Origin of the sequence: Pseudomonas sp. NPDC079086 (assembly GCF_044542155.1) — a bacterium.
Classification (GTDB): Bacteria; Pseudomonadota; Gammaproteobacteria; order Pseudomonadales; family Pseudomonadaceae; genus Aquipseudomonas.
Window position 1 is genome coordinate 1,308,122 of the sequence record NZ_JBITTY010000001.1, and the last position, 14,250, is coordinate 1,322,371.

The 14,250-nt window shown below is 56.6% G+C and carries 12 protein-coding genes; 10 read left to right on the plus strand and 2 right to left on the minus strand.

Annotation, left to right across the window (positions count from 1 at the left end; all coding sequences use genetic code 11):
- Genes ACIGEK_RS06115 through ACIGEK_RS06140 form a run of 6 tightly spaced genes read left to right on the plus strand, consistent with a single transcriptional unit; the run spans position 1 to position 6,472 of the window.
- Entirely contained in the window at positions 1 to 1,755 is a 1,755-nt protein-coding gene (locus tag ACIGEK_RS06115) for a carbamoyltransferase (protein WP_397492436.1), read from the plus strand.
- Complete coding sequence (locus tag ACIGEK_RS06120) at positions 1,742 to 2,872, plus strand: glycosyltransferase (RefSeq protein WP_397492438.1); 1,131 nt, start codon at positions 1,742 to 1,744, stop codon at positions 2,870 to 2,872. The genes ACIGEK_RS06115 and ACIGEK_RS06120 overlap by 14 nt, the downstream gene beginning before the upstream one ends.
- Positions 2,873 to 2,925: 53 nt before the next feature.
- Positions 2,926 to 3,807, plus strand: coding sequence for a DUF6625 family protein (locus tag ACIGEK_RS06125; protein ID WP_397492439.1), 882 nt, complete (start codon positions 2,926 to 2,928; stop codon positions 3,805 to 3,807).
- Positions 3,804 to 4,955, plus strand: coding sequence for a glycosyltransferase (locus ACIGEK_RS06130; RefSeq protein ID WP_397492440.1), 1,152 nt, complete (start codon positions 3,804 to 3,806; stop codon positions 4,953 to 4,955). Before ACIGEK_RS06125 ends, ACIGEK_RS06130 begins: the two co-directional genes overlap by 4 nt.
- Positions 4,952 to 5,836 carry a glycosyltransferase gene (locus ACIGEK_RS06135; RefSeq protein WP_397492441.1) on the plus strand — a complete coding sequence of 295 codons (885 nt, stop codon included), beginning with the start codon at positions 4,952 to 4,954 and terminating at the stop codon, positions 5,834 to 5,836. The genes ACIGEK_RS06130 and ACIGEK_RS06135 overlap by 4 nt, the downstream gene beginning before the upstream one ends.
- A gap of 6 nt (positions 5,837 to 5,842) precedes the next feature.
- Entirely contained in the window at positions 5,843 to 6,472 is a 630-nt protein-coding gene (locus ACIGEK_RS06140) for a CatB-related O-acetyltransferase (RefSeq protein WP_397492442.1), read from the plus strand.
- 12 nt (positions 6,473 to 6,484) lie between these two features.
- Here the strand turns inward: ACIGEK_RS06140 and ACIGEK_RS06145 are convergent, their stop codons facing one another.
- Both ACIGEK_RS06145 and ACIGEK_RS06150 read right to left on the minus strand, forming a co-directional pair.
- The gene (locus ACIGEK_RS06145) at positions 6,485 to 7,126 is read right to left on the minus strand and encodes a lipopolysaccharide kinase InaA family protein (protein ID WP_397492443.1); all 642 of its coding nucleotides are present in this window, start codon (positions 7,124 to 7,126) and stop codon (positions 6,485 to 6,487) included.
- On the minus strand, positions 7,126 to 8,100 hold the full coding sequence (locus ACIGEK_RS06150; protein WP_397492444.1) for an O-antigen ligase family protein: 975 nt from the start codon (positions 8,098 to 8,100) through the stop codon (positions 7,126 to 7,128). The genes ACIGEK_RS06145 and ACIGEK_RS06150 overlap by 1 nt, the downstream gene beginning before the upstream one ends.
- Before the next feature lie 491 nt (positions 8,101 to 8,591).
- Here ACIGEK_RS06150 and msbA point away from each other — a divergent pair, with 491 nt between their 5' ends.
- From msbA to hldE, 4 genes are all read left to right on the plus strand, one after another.
- On the plus strand, positions 8,592 to 10,412 hold the full coding sequence (gene msbA / locus ACIGEK_RS06155; protein WP_397492445.1) for a lipid A export permease/ATP-binding protein MsbA: 1,821 nt from the start codon (positions 8,592 to 8,594) through the stop codon (positions 10,410 to 10,412).
- Entirely contained in the window at positions 10,412 to 11,308 is an 897-nt protein-coding gene (locus tag ACIGEK_RS06160; protein WP_397492446.1) for a GNAT family N-acetyltransferase, read from the plus strand. The genes msbA and ACIGEK_RS06160 overlap by 1 nt, the downstream gene beginning before the upstream one ends.
- 2 nt (positions 11,309 to 11,310) lie before the next feature.
- The gene (locus ACIGEK_RS06165; protein ID WP_397492447.1) at positions 11,311 to 12,711 is read left to right on the plus strand and encodes a PIG-L deacetylase family protein; all 1,401 of its coding nucleotides are present in this window, start codon (positions 11,311 to 11,313) and stop codon (positions 12,709 to 12,711) included.
- Between the two features lie 65 nt (positions 12,712 to 12,776).
- Positions 12,777 to 14,198, plus strand: coding sequence for a bifunctional D-glycero-beta-D-manno-heptose-7-phosphate kinase/D-glycero-beta-D-manno-heptose 1-phosphate adenylyltransferase HldE (gene hldE / locus ACIGEK_RS06170; protein WP_397492448.1), 1,422 nt, complete (start codon positions 12,777 to 12,779; stop codon positions 14,196 to 14,198).
- Positions 14,199 to 14,250 lie beyond the last annotated feature (52 nt).

Consider the following 14,250-nt stretch of genomic DNA (forward strand, 5'->3'; position numbering starts at 1 on the left):
GTGGCATTGACCATTCTCGGCCTGTCCGGCGCCCTCAGCCATGACCCTTCCGCCGCCCTATATATCGACGGCAAGCTGATCGCTGCCGTCGAAGAAGAGCGCTTTGTGCGCGACAAGCACGCGAAGAACCGCATGCCCTACGAGTCGGCCAAGTTCTGCCTGGAGCAGGCTGGGATCAAACCGTCTGATGTCGATGTGGTGGCGATTCCGTTTGCCCCGATCAGCATCTTCGAGAAGGCCCGCTGGCAGTACGCCAAGCGCTACTGGTATGCGCCGGACCGCGCGCTGGATGCGATCCTGATGGGCAATCGCCGCTACAAGCGTTACTACAAGCACATTCAGTGGTGCCTACAGCAGCTCGGCTTTGATCTGAAGACGATCAAGATCGAGCCCGTTGAGCACCATCTGGCTCACGCGGCCAGCGCCTATCACTGCTCGGGCTTTACCGAGAAGACCGCGATCCTCGGCATCGATGGCAAGGGCGAGTACGCCACCACCTTCTTCGGTTACGGCGAAAACGGCAAGATCCACAAGATCAAGGAGTTCTTCGATCCGGATTCGTTGGGCGGCCTGTATGGCGCGATCACCGAGTTCCTCGGCTTCGAGATGCTCGACGGTGAATTCAAGGTCATGGGCATGGCGCCCTACGGCGATGCCAGCAAGTACGACTTCTCGCGGTTGGCCAAATTCGAGAATGGCGAGTTGGTGATTAACACCGAGTATGCCAACGTCATTGGCCTGCGTCGTTACAAAGAAAACGGCAAGGGCTTCTATTTCTCCAAGAAGCTGATCGAGTGGCTGGGGCCGAAGCGTGTCGGTGATATCGCTGACGATCCCTACATCCACTACGCCGCTAGCATGCAGGCGCTGTTCGAGAAGCTGGCGCTGCAGATGATGGAACACTACCTCGGCGACATCATCCGCGAGACCGGCAAGATCGCCTTCGCCGGCGGCTGCGCGCTCAACGTTAAACTCAACCAGAAAATCATCGCCCGTGACGACGTGAAAGAGCTGTTCGTTCAACCTGCATCCGGCGACGCCGGCACTGCCGTCGGCGCTGCGGCCTACGTCTCGCACCAGCGCGGCGTGCCGGTGGAGAAGATGGAGCACGTTTATCTCGGCCCGTCCTACTCCAACGAAGACGTGATTGCTGCGTGTGCCCGCCACCCGAGTAAGCCTGTGTTCAAGCAGATCGACAACATGCCGCAGCGCATCGCCCAGATCATGGTCGACGCCAACCCGGTGGCATGGTTCCAGGGCCGTATGGAGTTCGGTCCACGCGCTTTGGGTGGTCGTTCGATCATCGGCTGCCCGAGCGTGCCTGGCGTGGCTGACCGGATCAACGAGCAGATCAAGTTCCGCGAGCGCTGGAGGCCTTTCTGCCCATCCATGCTCGATACCGTTGGCCCACAGATGCTCAAGGTCGATCACCCGAGCCCGTTCATGACCTTCACGTTTGAGGTGAATGATGAGTGGAAAACCCGCGTTGGCGAAGTAGTACACGAAGACGGCACCTCGCGCGCCCAAGTGCTCAAGCGCGAGTACAACCCGCGTTACTACGACATGATGCTGGAGCTGGAAAAACTCACCGGCAATGGTGTGTCGCTGAACACCTCGCTGAACCGTCGCGGTGAACCGATGATCTGCTCGCCAACCGATGCGCTAAACATGTTCTACGGCTCCGACCTGCAGTACCTGATCATGGAAGACATCCTCGTGGTCAAGGACGGCAAGGATTGGTATGACCATGTCTGAGGTCGCTGGGGCTGGTCAACCGTGGGTTTTGCAGTTCTGCCACGGCTACGACGGCCCCTTCCTCGACTGCGCGCGGCAGTATGCTGCGCTGTTTGTCGGCACGCCCTACAAGGTCTGTACGGTCTATCTGACCGGCAAACCGAGCGTTGAAGTTGAGCAGGGTTCTGCCTCTGATGAGGTAATTTTCCTCGACTACTCCAGTCGAGAAGTGCGTGGTCTGAAGCTTAAGGCGATTGGCGATCTCAAGCGCATCGCTGCTTCGCACGACTTTAAGCTGTGTATCGCACATCGTTTTAAACCGATCTATGTCGCCTTGTTGGGCAGTAGCCTGCCGGTGATCGGCGTGCATCATGCGTTTGGCGACTACAAACGGCGTACGCGCCAGTTGTTCGCCAGCTTCTTTCGCAAGCGCTTGGCTTTGCTCGGGGTCTCCAATGCTGTGCGCGATGACATGCGCGCCTGCCTGCCAGGTTGGGCGGCCGAACGAATAGAGACACTTTACAATCGCATCGACATCGCCACTGTGCAGGCGGAGCAAGTCTCCCGAGTAGAAGCTCGCGAGCACCTCGGCTTGCCACAGGAAGCCTGGGTTGTCGGTAATGTTGGTCGGCTGCATCCTGACAAGGATCAGGCCACCCTAATCCGCGGGTTTGCCCAGGCGTTGCCGCAGCTGCCGAAGGGTAGTCTGCTGGTAATAATGGGCACTGGACGCTTGGAGGCGCCGCTGAAGGCGCTCGCTGACGAGCTTGTGGTGACTGAGTCAGTGCGTTTTCTCGGGCAGGTTACTCATGGCCGGCGTTATTTCAAGGCCTTTGATACCTTTGCCCTGAGCTCCAATCATGAACCCTTCGGTATGGTATTGCTGGAGGCTATGGCGGCTGGTGTGCCGCTGATTGGTAGCGACTGCGGTGGCGGGCGGGAAGTGGTCGAGGGTGTCGGCGTGCTGTTCCCGTTGGGCGACACGTTGGCGCTTGCTGCCGCCATGTGCCATATGGCCGGGCTCGATGGCGAGCAACGCGAGCTGTGTGCTTTGCTCATGTTGCAACGGCTCGAGGCCGGGTTTTCTGATCATGCTATACGCGAAGCGTTTTGGCGCCTCGGTCTGCTAGGTAGCTAGTAGCAACACACAAAACCATTGGGCCTAAGGGCTTGGTGGGTGATAGGTACGCTATGACAACTCCGCCAAGTATATGCTTCGTCATTCCCTATTTTGGGCGCTGGCCTTTCTGGATGCCGTTTTTCCTCGAGAGTTGCCGACGCAATCCAGATGTAGATTGGTTGCTGTTCAGTGACTGTGGCGTGCCGGCCGAACTACCGAGCAATGTGCGAATTGAAGGCATCAGTTACGCTGACTACTGCACCCTGGTCGGTAAGCGTTTGGGAATTCCGTTTGCGCCTGAGAATGCCTACAAGCTCTGCGATATCAAACCGGCGCTGGGCTTTATTCATGAAGATCGCTTGCAGGGCTATGACTTCTGGGCCTTCGGTGATATCGATCTGGTCTTCGGACAGTTACGGGACTATTTCACCGCCGAACGGCTGGCTCGGTTTGACCTGTTCTCCACCCACGAGCGGAGAGTGTCTGGGCATTTATGTCTGATCCGCAATGTACGGCGCATGCGCGAAGCCTTTATGCGTATGCCGAACTGGCAGGCGCGGTTCTGCGACCAGCAGCATCACGCTCTGGACGAGGGCGCATTCAGCAGGATTTTTCTCTGGCGCAAGAACTTCCCGCGGCCTCTGTTTCGCTTAGTCGGGCTGCTCAACCCGTGGCGCCGGCGCAGTGAGTTCGTTGAGGCATTCAGTACGCCTTCGGGTTGTATTCCCTGGGTCGATGGTCGGGCCGAGTTCCCTACTTGCTGGTATTGGTGTGAGGGACGATTGAGTAATGATCTTGATCGAGGGCGGGAGTTTCCCTATTTCCATTTCGTCGTGTGGAAGCGTGATGCCTGGTCCGCACTCGGCGAGCATTCGGTCGATACATTGCAAACGCTAGCAAAACAGCCGGTGTGGCAGATTAGTTCTCAAGGATTTTCGCAGGATAACCGATGAGCAGGCGCATCAAAGTTTTACAGCTACAGCCCGACTATAACGTCAAGGCTCATGATTTTGCCGACCTTGCTGAGCAGATTGTTAAGGCGTTGCCGAATGAGCGCTATGAGATGGTTGCAGCATTCTTGCGTGGTAAGCCCGGTCCCGGGGAACCGGTGAGCCGAGCGGATCGTTCGGTGTATTTCGAGTTCGCCGACAAACAACTCAAGGGATTGCGCTTGCGAGCGATGTGGCAGCTCTATCGGTTTTGCCGCGCCGAGCGGTTTGATGTAGTTATCTGTAACCGCTTTAAGCCGGTCAATATGATGTTGCAACTGAACCGCTGGTTAAAGGTGCCTCTGTGCATTGGTATTTCTCACGGTTTCGGTGAATACGACCGCTTTTACCGTCGTCGGCAAGCCAAGCGCTTGATCGATAAGGCTTGGCGCTTTGTGGGGGTGTCGCCAGCGGTTAAGCAATACCTGCTGAATTGCGAGTGCGGCTTTACCGAACACAATACCGTGGCCATCACCAACGCCATCGATATCGAGCAGGCCGCTGCCTTGCAGCATTCACGTGAAGAGGCTCGCCGGTTATTAGGGCTTGATCCTAATGTGCGTTTGCTGGGCGCGCTCGGGCGGTTGGTGCCGGTCAAAGGACATATTTACCTGCTCCAGGCGTTTGCCAAGCTCAAAGACGTTTATCCACAGGTTCAGCTGGCCATTATTGGCAAAGGCCGCGAAGAGTCGCGGCTGCTGGCTGAGGTTGAGCGACTCGGTCTTTGTGGTCGGGTTCATCTGCTCGGTTTTCGTGAAAATGCTCTGCAGTATGTGCGCGCTTTTGATATTTGGACCATGCCGTCCCTGGCGGAAGGCCTAGGGTTAGCTTTGTTGGAAGGGATGAGCGGGCATTTGCCAGTAATTGCGTCCAACGTGCCGGCGATGTTGCCGCTGATCGAGGGCGCCGATGGTATTGCCGTGCCCCCTGCTAACGTTGATGCACTGAGTCAGGCGCTGAGCAGCTACTTGCAACTGAGCGATCAGCAGTTACGGGCAAAGGGCGAGCAAGCTTATGCCTACTTGTGCGCTAATCATGATATAGCAACCTTCCGTCAGCAGTATCGGCAGCTCATTGACGAGTCGCTGAGTCAGGCGAGTGTCTCCCAATGAGTCAAAACCCTCAGCTTGTCAGTGTCATTATCGCCTCATACAACCATGCACCTTATATTGAAGAGTGCATTCTCAGTGTGCTGGGGCAAACCTACTCGCATGTAGAGCTTTTGGTGGTGGACGATGGCTCGAACGATGACAGTGTTGAGCGTATTCGACGCTTGCAGACTGAGCATGATTTCGATTTTCAGATTCAGCAAAATCAGGGGCTAACTCGCACACTGAATTCGGCAATCGCTCGCGCTAAAGGCGATTTGATTGTGCCGTTTGGTTCGGATGATGTGATGTTGCCCGAGCGCCTGGCCAAGCAGGTGGCCTATATGGTGGATAAGCCTGAGGTGGGGATCTGTGCCGGTAATATCGAGTTGATCGACTCAGAAGGTAAGCTGTTCCCTGCAACCCGTCAGCGTCGAGATGTGCCGTTTCGGCGAATGGATTTCGATGATGTGTTTATGGAACGCAAGCCCTATGCGCCCGCCACAACCCTGATGATCCGCAAAGAGGCTTTGGCGGAAGTGGGTGGCTTCGATCCGGAAATTCGCCTAGAAGACCTAGCGATTGAGCTGAAAATCACCCATGCCGGCTATTACATTGACTGCCTGGGCGAGGTGTTGGCACGTTACCGTAAACACGCTACCAACTCCTACAAGAACCACCGATTTATGATCGATAGCATCCTGCGCATTTATGCACTGTATCGCGACCACCCACAGTATGAGTTTGTTCGTACGCGCTTTCTTAGCTCAATGTTTCTCAAATGCTCCAACCGTGATCGTCAGCTGGCGCGAGAGCTGCTGGCGCAGATTCCGTTTAAAAATTGGTCGAAGAAAACCTGGCGCGGCCTGATGCGCCTGTATTTTTCACCACTGGAAAAGGCCTGATTAGGTATGGGGCTGTGGGCGCGTTTCCTGGCTAAGCAGGCCAAAAAGCAGTTGCGGGCGCTGCCTAGGCTGCAGCGTGGCCAGGCGAAGTTTCTCCAGCACTATCCGCACTACCAAATCGGTCTAGGGACCTACGGTCTGCCTGTCGTGCATGACTGGCAGGAGGGAGCCACGCTGAAAATCGGCAGTTATACGTCTATTGCCGAACAGGTGGAGATTTTTCTGGGCGGCCATCATCGCAGTGATTGGCTCACAACCTATCCGTTTCCCGCGATGATTGAAGAGGCTCAGCACATCCAGGGCTATGCCGTGAGCCGGGGTGATGTGGTGATCGGCAGTGATGTATGGCTGTGCACCAATAGCGTGATTCCGTCAGGGGTCACGGTGGGGCATGGTGCAGTGGTCGCTGCAGGCGCAGTGGTGAGTCGCGATGTTGCGCCCTACTCGATTGTTGCTGGCAATCCAGCGCGGCATATTCGCTGGCGTTTTGCGCCAGAGGTCTGCGCAGCACTGCTTGAGGCTGCTTGGTGGGACTGGCCTGAGCAGGAGGTACGCAGCGTTAGCCCACTGTTGTGCAGTGACCAGTTTGATAGTTTTCTGCAGTATGCGCAGCGGCGCAATGCTAAGCCGCTTTAGATCGCGCATGTGTTACTCAAACAGTTTGACTGCCTGCTTCTTGGCGATACGGCTATAGCCTGCTTTTAGCGCGTCATGGTGTTCTTCAAACAGCCATTTCTGGTCTTCCACATAGCGGCGCATGTGCTTCAGATTACGCTTGCGTTTGTGCAGGCTGAGTGCGAAATGGCTGATGCGCATGTCGGCTAGGTCAATCAAACCCAGCTGTCCGTCAGGTTGCACCAGTACGTTGCCCAGGTGCACCGAGCGGAAGTAGACGCCGCTGCCATGCAGTTTGGCCAGCAGCTCGCCAAACTGCCCCACAAGCTCCTGGCGTTGCTCGCCAGGGCTGTGACTCAGTACGTGGCGCAAGGTTAGCCCAGGGAGTGGCCAGTAATGCACAGCAGTTTTATTGATCGGATCAATCAGCCAGTACACGTGGATGATTTTCGGGCTGCTAAAGCCTAAGCCCTTTAGACGTGCTGCGTTCTCTGCAAAGCGTTTGGCGTAAGGCTTAAGGGTTTCACGGGAAAAGGCTGAGCGCTTACGAAACAACTTTAGAAAGCTGCCATCCGTCAGTTTAAGAACTTTTGGTCCAAGGCCGTCGAGTTCAAGCACGCTGGCATTGGCAGTCAGCGCACTCAACTCGGGCTGGGAAAGCGTTTGCATTAGCATTAGCGCTGTGTTCCTTGTGCCTGCCGCGTACGGATGCTTAGTGCTGCAATCAGTGCCAAGGGTATCCAAGTTACCAGCCAGTGTTCTTTGGGTCTTGGCAAGATACCTCCTCCCTCCGTTAGGCCGGCGCCGATGCCGTAAACCAGCAGCGCCCCACAAACGATGAACAAATAGTTGCTTCGGTGCTTCCAGCACTGGAAGAGGGCCAGTCCGTGCATGGCGAGCCAAAGGGTGAGACCGATAATGCCGGTGTAATACAGCACCCCTAGGGCAAAGTTATGAGGCTCGCGAAAGCTATAAGGTATTCCAGACAAAAACAGCTCTAGGTGGGCACCGAATCCAAAGCCGTGCCAAGGCTGTTGAGCAATTTTGCTGAGGGTTTTGGCCCACAACTCGGGCCGATAAGACAGACCACGGTTGGATAAAGCTTCCGGATAGAGTAATACGAGGGCTAGCACTGCGAATACGCCAGAGAGAAGCAGCCAGATTGAGCGTTTATTCCAGCATGCGGCTATCAACCAGGCGCAGGTCAGTGCCGTTGCCACAAGAGGTGTGCGCGAGCCTGTCGCAAGTAGCGCCATCCCCATCACGATGGCTGCAGTAAGCGCGAGTCCACTTTGGTGAACCCTGAGGGTCATGCTCAATGCCAGCCACAGGGTGCAAAAAAAGCCGAACAAGTGCGAGCTCAGCAGGGGATTGTCTAGTGCGCCGTAGCCAATCAGCCGTTCGCCCGTAGTTGCGTTGGCCATGAACATCATCAGGCTATAAGCGGTTAGCGGCAGCATCAATACGGCCGCGAGCAGTGTGCTTTGGGCGAGTCGTGTATTGGCTTGCAGCGCTATGAGCGCACCGGCGGCAAACAGCATCAGAATATAGAGCGGGCGCTTGAATAGCGTGCCGAAGGACCGCTCGGTGTCTGACCAGCTAATGCTGATCAAGGCCCAGGTCGAGAACATCAATAAGGCGATGGTCACGGGGTCTCGCAAGAGCGCTAGACAGATACGGGGGCGCAACGCCAGGGCGATTAGAGTGGGCGCAGCTATCAGCGCGTAGAAGGCCTTGTGGTAAAGGCTGCGCTCAGGCAGGGCGGCCAGCCCTGTAAGCAGGACTACAAAGCCTAGCGGCAGTAACCAGTTGCATATAAATGCGTACGTTTGCTGCGTCCATGAGTCGATTTGTATGTGCATCTAGATGTAGGTCCAGTCAGGCAGTTGAGCCGCGATTCTACAGGATCAAGGCTGGCCTTTCCTTGGCGTAACCTACTTTCATCCAGACTGACGTTTGTAGATAGGCAGTTGCTGCCTGGTTAGGCGCGCGGCCCAGTACTGAGGCGGTATGTTGCCGAGGGAGGTCGCGAACCAACATCTGCAAATCTATGGGGCGGCCACTAGCCTGCCTCGGCAGGCTTAATCGCAGGCTGGTGGGCTATGTTAATATCCCGCTTTTACTGAGGGTGGGCGGGTTTATGAGTGGAAAAGCTGCAAGCCAGGACGCGTCATCGAGCCTGAAAATCTATCTGCGCTTGCTCTCTTATATTCGTCCTTACCTCGGGTTCTTTGCACTGAGTATTCTGGGCTTTTTAATCTTCGCATCAACTCAGCCGATGCTTGGGTACATCCTCAAGTATTTTGTCGATGGCCTTTCCAATCCAGGCGCGAGCTTGTTTCCTAGCGTGCCCTACCTTCGGGATCTGCAATTGGTACAGGCTGTACCGCTGCTGATTGTATTGATCGCGTTTTGGCAAGGCGTCGGTTCCTTCTTGGGAAACTACTTCCTTGCCAAGGTATCGCTGGGGTTGGTTCATGACCTGCGCGTGGCGTTGTTCAATAATTTACTGACACTGCCTAATCGTTATTTTGATAGCCACAATTCCGGGCATGTGATTTCGCGTATTACCTTTAACGTCACCATGGTCACCGGGGCTGCCACAGATGCGATCAAGGTGGTCATCCGCGAAGGTATGACAGTGATTTTCCTGTTCGCCACCTTATTGTGGATGAACTGGATGTTGACCTTGGTAATGGTCGCCATCCTTCCGGTGATCGGTTTAATGGTGAGTAGTGCGAGCAAGAAATTCCGTAAGCAGAGTAAGAAAATTCAAGTGGCTATGGGCGATGTCACCCATGTGGCCTCGGAAACCATTCAAGGATATCGGGTCGTACGCAGTTTTGGCGGTGAAGCCTATGAGCAGCAGCGGTTTCTCGGAGCCAGCAGTAGTAACACGGACAAGCAACTGCGTATGACCAAGACATCGGCTGTGTATACGCCGATGTTACAACTGGTGATTTACAGCGCTATGGCAGTTCTAATGTTTTTAGTGCTGTTTATGCGCGGCGATTCTAGTGCTGGTGATTTGGTGGCTTACATCACTCTGGCCGGCCTGCTACCTAAGCCGATTCGTCAGCTTTCTGAGGTGAGTTCGACTATTCAGAAAGGGGTTGCGGGCGCGGAGAGTATTTTCGAGCAATTGGATGAGCCCCCAGAAGTGGATCACGGTACTCAGGAGCGTGGGCGGGTGAGCGGTCGCTTGGAGGTGAGCAATCTGAGTTTTCAGTACGATGGCAGCAACAAGCCCGTTCTGAATGACATTAGCTTTGTCGCCGAGCCCGGGCAGATGGTCGCTCTTGTTGGACGTTCGGGTAGTGGGAAGTCGACATTGGCTAATCTTATTCCGCGCTTTTACCACCATGATCAGGGCCAAATCTTGCTCGATGGTCTGGATGTTGAAGACTACAAGCTCTTAAACCTGCGCCGTCATATCGCTTTGGTCACTCAGCACGTGACTCTATTTAACGACACTGTGGCCAATAACATCGCCTATGGCGATTTGCAGGGTGCGCCGCTAGATGAAGTGCGTCAGGCGGCGGAGGCTGCTTATGCTGCCGAGTTTATTGAGAAAATGCCGCAGGGCTATGACACTCTGGTCGGTGAAAATGGCGTGCTGTTGTCTGGTGGTCAGCGCCAGCGTCTGGCTATTGCACGGGCATTATTGAAAAACGCCCCGCTATTGATTCTCGATGAGGCTACATCTGCCTTGGATACCGAGTCGGAGCGGCATATCCAGGCAGCTCTTGATGAGGTGATGAGGGGGCGTACGACCCTGGTCATTGCCCATCGGTTGTCCACTATCGAGAAGGCCGACCTGATTTTGGTAATGGATCAGGGGCGCATTGTCGAACGTGGCACTCATTCAGAGTTGCTGGCCCAGAACGGTTACTACGCACGGCTGCATGAAAAAGACTTTGTTGAGGGTGATGGCGCTTTGTCGTTGGAGCGCGACGCTTAATGCTCAGTAATTTACGCGCCTGGCGTGAGCACGGTTGGACGCCGATTGATGCTGACGCTTATGCCGATGCCTGGCAGCGCTTTGGCGGTAGCGTTGCTACCCATCCGCAGGTCGTCGAACGTTTGGCGGGGCTTGCGCGATTGCCGGTACGCTATCTGGGGCGGTTTGAACGGGGCGAGTTGCGTGGTGCAATTCCGACCTGGGGGCGGTATCTGGCGTTGTCTAAGGATGTGCTTAAACAGCACGGCAAGCGTGGCCTGTTTGACCTGGGTAACGCTGAAATAATTTTGCCGCTGGCAGGTGATGCGCGCGTACCACTACGTCATAAAGTACGCTACCTCTCGTCCATGAATGCCGAGCAGGTGCTCGGCCGTCGCGAGCAGCCAGAAGGCTTAGCCCTGGCCCGCGAGCCTGAGGACTACAGCAAGAAATTCCGCTACAACCAACGCCGCGAACAGCGCCTGCTGGAAGAGGCTGGCGGTGTCATTCGGCCGATGCTTGAGTTGAGCTCCGCCGAGCAAGCGGTGATCTACGCCGATCTGTTCCAGCGGCGCTGGGGTTTCGATGCGACCGGCAAAGAACATCTCGCTGAGGTATTCGCCTTAATGCGCGAGTTTATGACCGGGTCGCTGATCTACCTGAACGACCAGCCGGTGGCGATCCAGGTGCTCTACCGCGTCGAGGCCCCGCAATGGATCAGTGTGGAATACATCAACGGCGGCGTTGATCCGCAAAACCGCGAGTTCAGCCCTGGCAGCGTGCTCAGCTTTATCAACACGCAAACGGCCTGGACTGAGGCGCGTGCGCTGGGTAAACCGCTGCGCTATTCCTTTGGCCGAGCTGATCGCGAATACAAAGACCGCTGGTGCAACCGCGTTCCGGTTTATCAGGTTTGACCATGTCCGCGCGTAAGCAGGTACTTCTCAAACGCCATCGTCGGCAAAAGCGAATTGCTTTGTTGTTGGCCCTTGTCGCGTTGCTGATGGCCGGTGTACTGGTTGCTTGGTGGTGGGTGCCGATCTTTCTAGTGTCTGGCTGGGTGGCGCATGAGGCCTGGTTTGCCGATCATCTGTTTTATGCCCCTGGTGATGACTACAGCTATGCCTTTGCTGACTCGGTGCCCGCGATAAAGGGGCGCATCAAGGCAGGCTGTGTACAACTGGATGGCGGGATAGGTGAAGCCGACACTCTGGTTCTACAGGTGCAGCTCAAGGCAAGTTGGCTAGGTCGCTGGTTAGACCCCTATGTGCTGATCGGTACTGATCGTCAGGACTTCGAGCGTGGCGTGAGTGGCTGTCGTTATCTCAACCTGTCCGGGCAGCAGGATGCACTGATCGACGGGACACTGCAGCTGAGCGGCCGCTTTTGCCGTCTTGAACCGGTCGTCACGTTGTTTGCCCTTAGTAATCCGGATTATGCCGAGCGTCGCCTAATGGTGATTGCGCCTCATGCCGACGATGCCGAACTGGCCGCGTTCGGTCTGTATAGCCGGGCGTGTGATGTCAGCATCGTGACTCTGACCCAGGGCGAAATTGAGGCTGAGGCCTATCAGGCGCTGGGCTTGGATCAGGCGACCGCTGCGCGGCTCAAAGGGCGCCTGCGTAGCTGGGACAGCTTAGCCGTGCCGCTCTGGGGTGGAGTGCCGCAAAGTCAGTGTTTGCAACTGGGTTATTACTGTCTGCAACTGCCGGCGATGCAGGCGCAGCCTGAGTTGGCCGTGGGCTCGCGTGAGTCAGGCGAGAGCGATATTCGCAGTGTCCGTGCGGCCAATGCTATGCAGCTGCCCGGTGATGCTGATGGCGTACCTAGCTGGCGTAATCTGCTCGCCGACTTGGTAGCGAGTCTTGAGCATTTTCAGCCTGAAGTCGTGGTCACCCCGCACCCACAGCTGGACCCGCATAGCGACCATGTCGCCAGCACCCAGGCACTTCTGGAAGCGATCGAGTTGAGCGCCTGGAAGCCGAAAACTCTATTGCTGTACGCCAACCACTTGCATGATAACGATCGCTGGCCCATGGGCCCCGCAGGGTTCGGGATTGCCCTGCCGCCAGCCATTGAAGCGTTACCAGCAGATGGTTTGTGGAGTCCCACCCTGGATGCGACGCAGCGACTGGATAAGGCCATGGCCTTGGCCATGCAGCATGATTTACAAGGCGCATTGCCGCTCAAACGGCGCATTCGCCGGTTGATCCAGCGCGTGCTGGCGGGCCGCCGTTGGCCAGCAACAGGGGAGGATGAGTTCTTCCGCAAAGCGGTGCGCCGCCATGAATTGTTCTGGGTGCGTACGCTCGGCGACTAGCCAGAGTATTTACCTGCAAATGTTATGATCTGCGGCGATCTGCTTTAGCCGCTTCTGGAGTGTTTATGAAATTGTCCATGCCGCGTTTCGACCAGGCCGCCGTTCTGGTGGTGGGTGACGTTATGCTCGATCGTTATTGGCATGGTGGCACCTCGCGGATCTCTCCCGAAGCACCGGTGCCGGTGGTCAAGGTCGAGCAGATTGAGGATCGCCCAGGTGGTGCCGCCAACGTCGCGTTGAACATTGCCGCCCTAGGCGCGCCAGCGACATTGCTCGGTGTGACCGGACAGGATGAAGCCGCCGAAAGTCTGCGCAACAGCCTGCAGGCGGTTGGCGTGAAAACCTTTTTTCAAACGATCAAAGATCAGCCCACCATCGTCAAACTGCGGGTGATGAGTCGTCATCAGCAGTTGCTGCGCATGGATTTCGAAGAGCCGTTCCGCACTGACAGCGCAGCGTTGGCTGCCAGCGTCGAAGCGCAGCTGGAGGGCATCAAGGTGCTGATCCTTTCCGATTACGGCAAGGGCGCGCTGCAGAACCATCAGGCTCTGGTGCAACTGGCGCGCAGCAAAGGTATTGCCGTGCTGGCTGACCCTAAAGGCAAGGATTTCTCCATCTACCGTGGCGCCAGCCTGATTACCCCGAATCTGCATGAATTCGAAACCATTGTCGGCTCTTGCCACGATGAGGCCGAGTTGGTGGCCAAGGGCGCGGCATTGATGGCTGAGCTGGAGTTGGGCGCGTTGCTGGTGACCCGTGGTGAGCATGGTATGACCCTGCTACGTCCTGAGTACCCGGCTCTGCATCTGCCGGCCCGCGCCCGCGAAGTGTTCGATGTCACGGGCGCTGGCGATACAGTGATTTCCACTCTGGCCGCCAGTCTGGCCGCCGGCGAAGAGCTGCCGCATGCCGTTGCCTTGGCCAACCTGGCTGCCGGTATCGTGGTTGGCAAGCTGGGGACTGCGGCAATCAGCGCACCCGAGCTGCGCCGCGCGATTCAGCGTGAAGCCGGTTCAGAGCGAGGCGTGCTGAGCCTCGATCAACTGCTGCTGGCGATCGAAGACGCCCGCGCCCATGGCGAGAAGATTGTCTTTACCAATGGTTGCTTCGACATTTTGCATGCTGGGCATGTCACCTACCTCGAACAGGCGCGCGCTCAGGGCAACCGTCTGGTATTGGCGGTCAACGACGATGCCTCGGTCAGCCGTCTGAAAGGCCCGGGTCGGCCGATCAATTCGGTGGATCGGCGTATGGCCGTGCTGGCTGGCTTAGGTGCGGTGGACTGGGTGGTGAGCTTCAGCGAAGACACCCCGGAAAATCTGCTGCGTGCGGTCAAGCCGGATGTGCTGGTCAAGGGCGGCGACTACGGCATCGAACAGGTGGTCGGTGCTGATATCGTCGCAGCTTATGGCGGCGAAGTGCGGGTGTTGGGGCTGGTGGAAAACAGCTCGACCACCGCCATCGTTGAGAAGATCCGCAGTAACTAAACCTCGCCAGTGACTGGCTGTTTTGCCAGTCACTGGCGTCGGCGCGGTCATA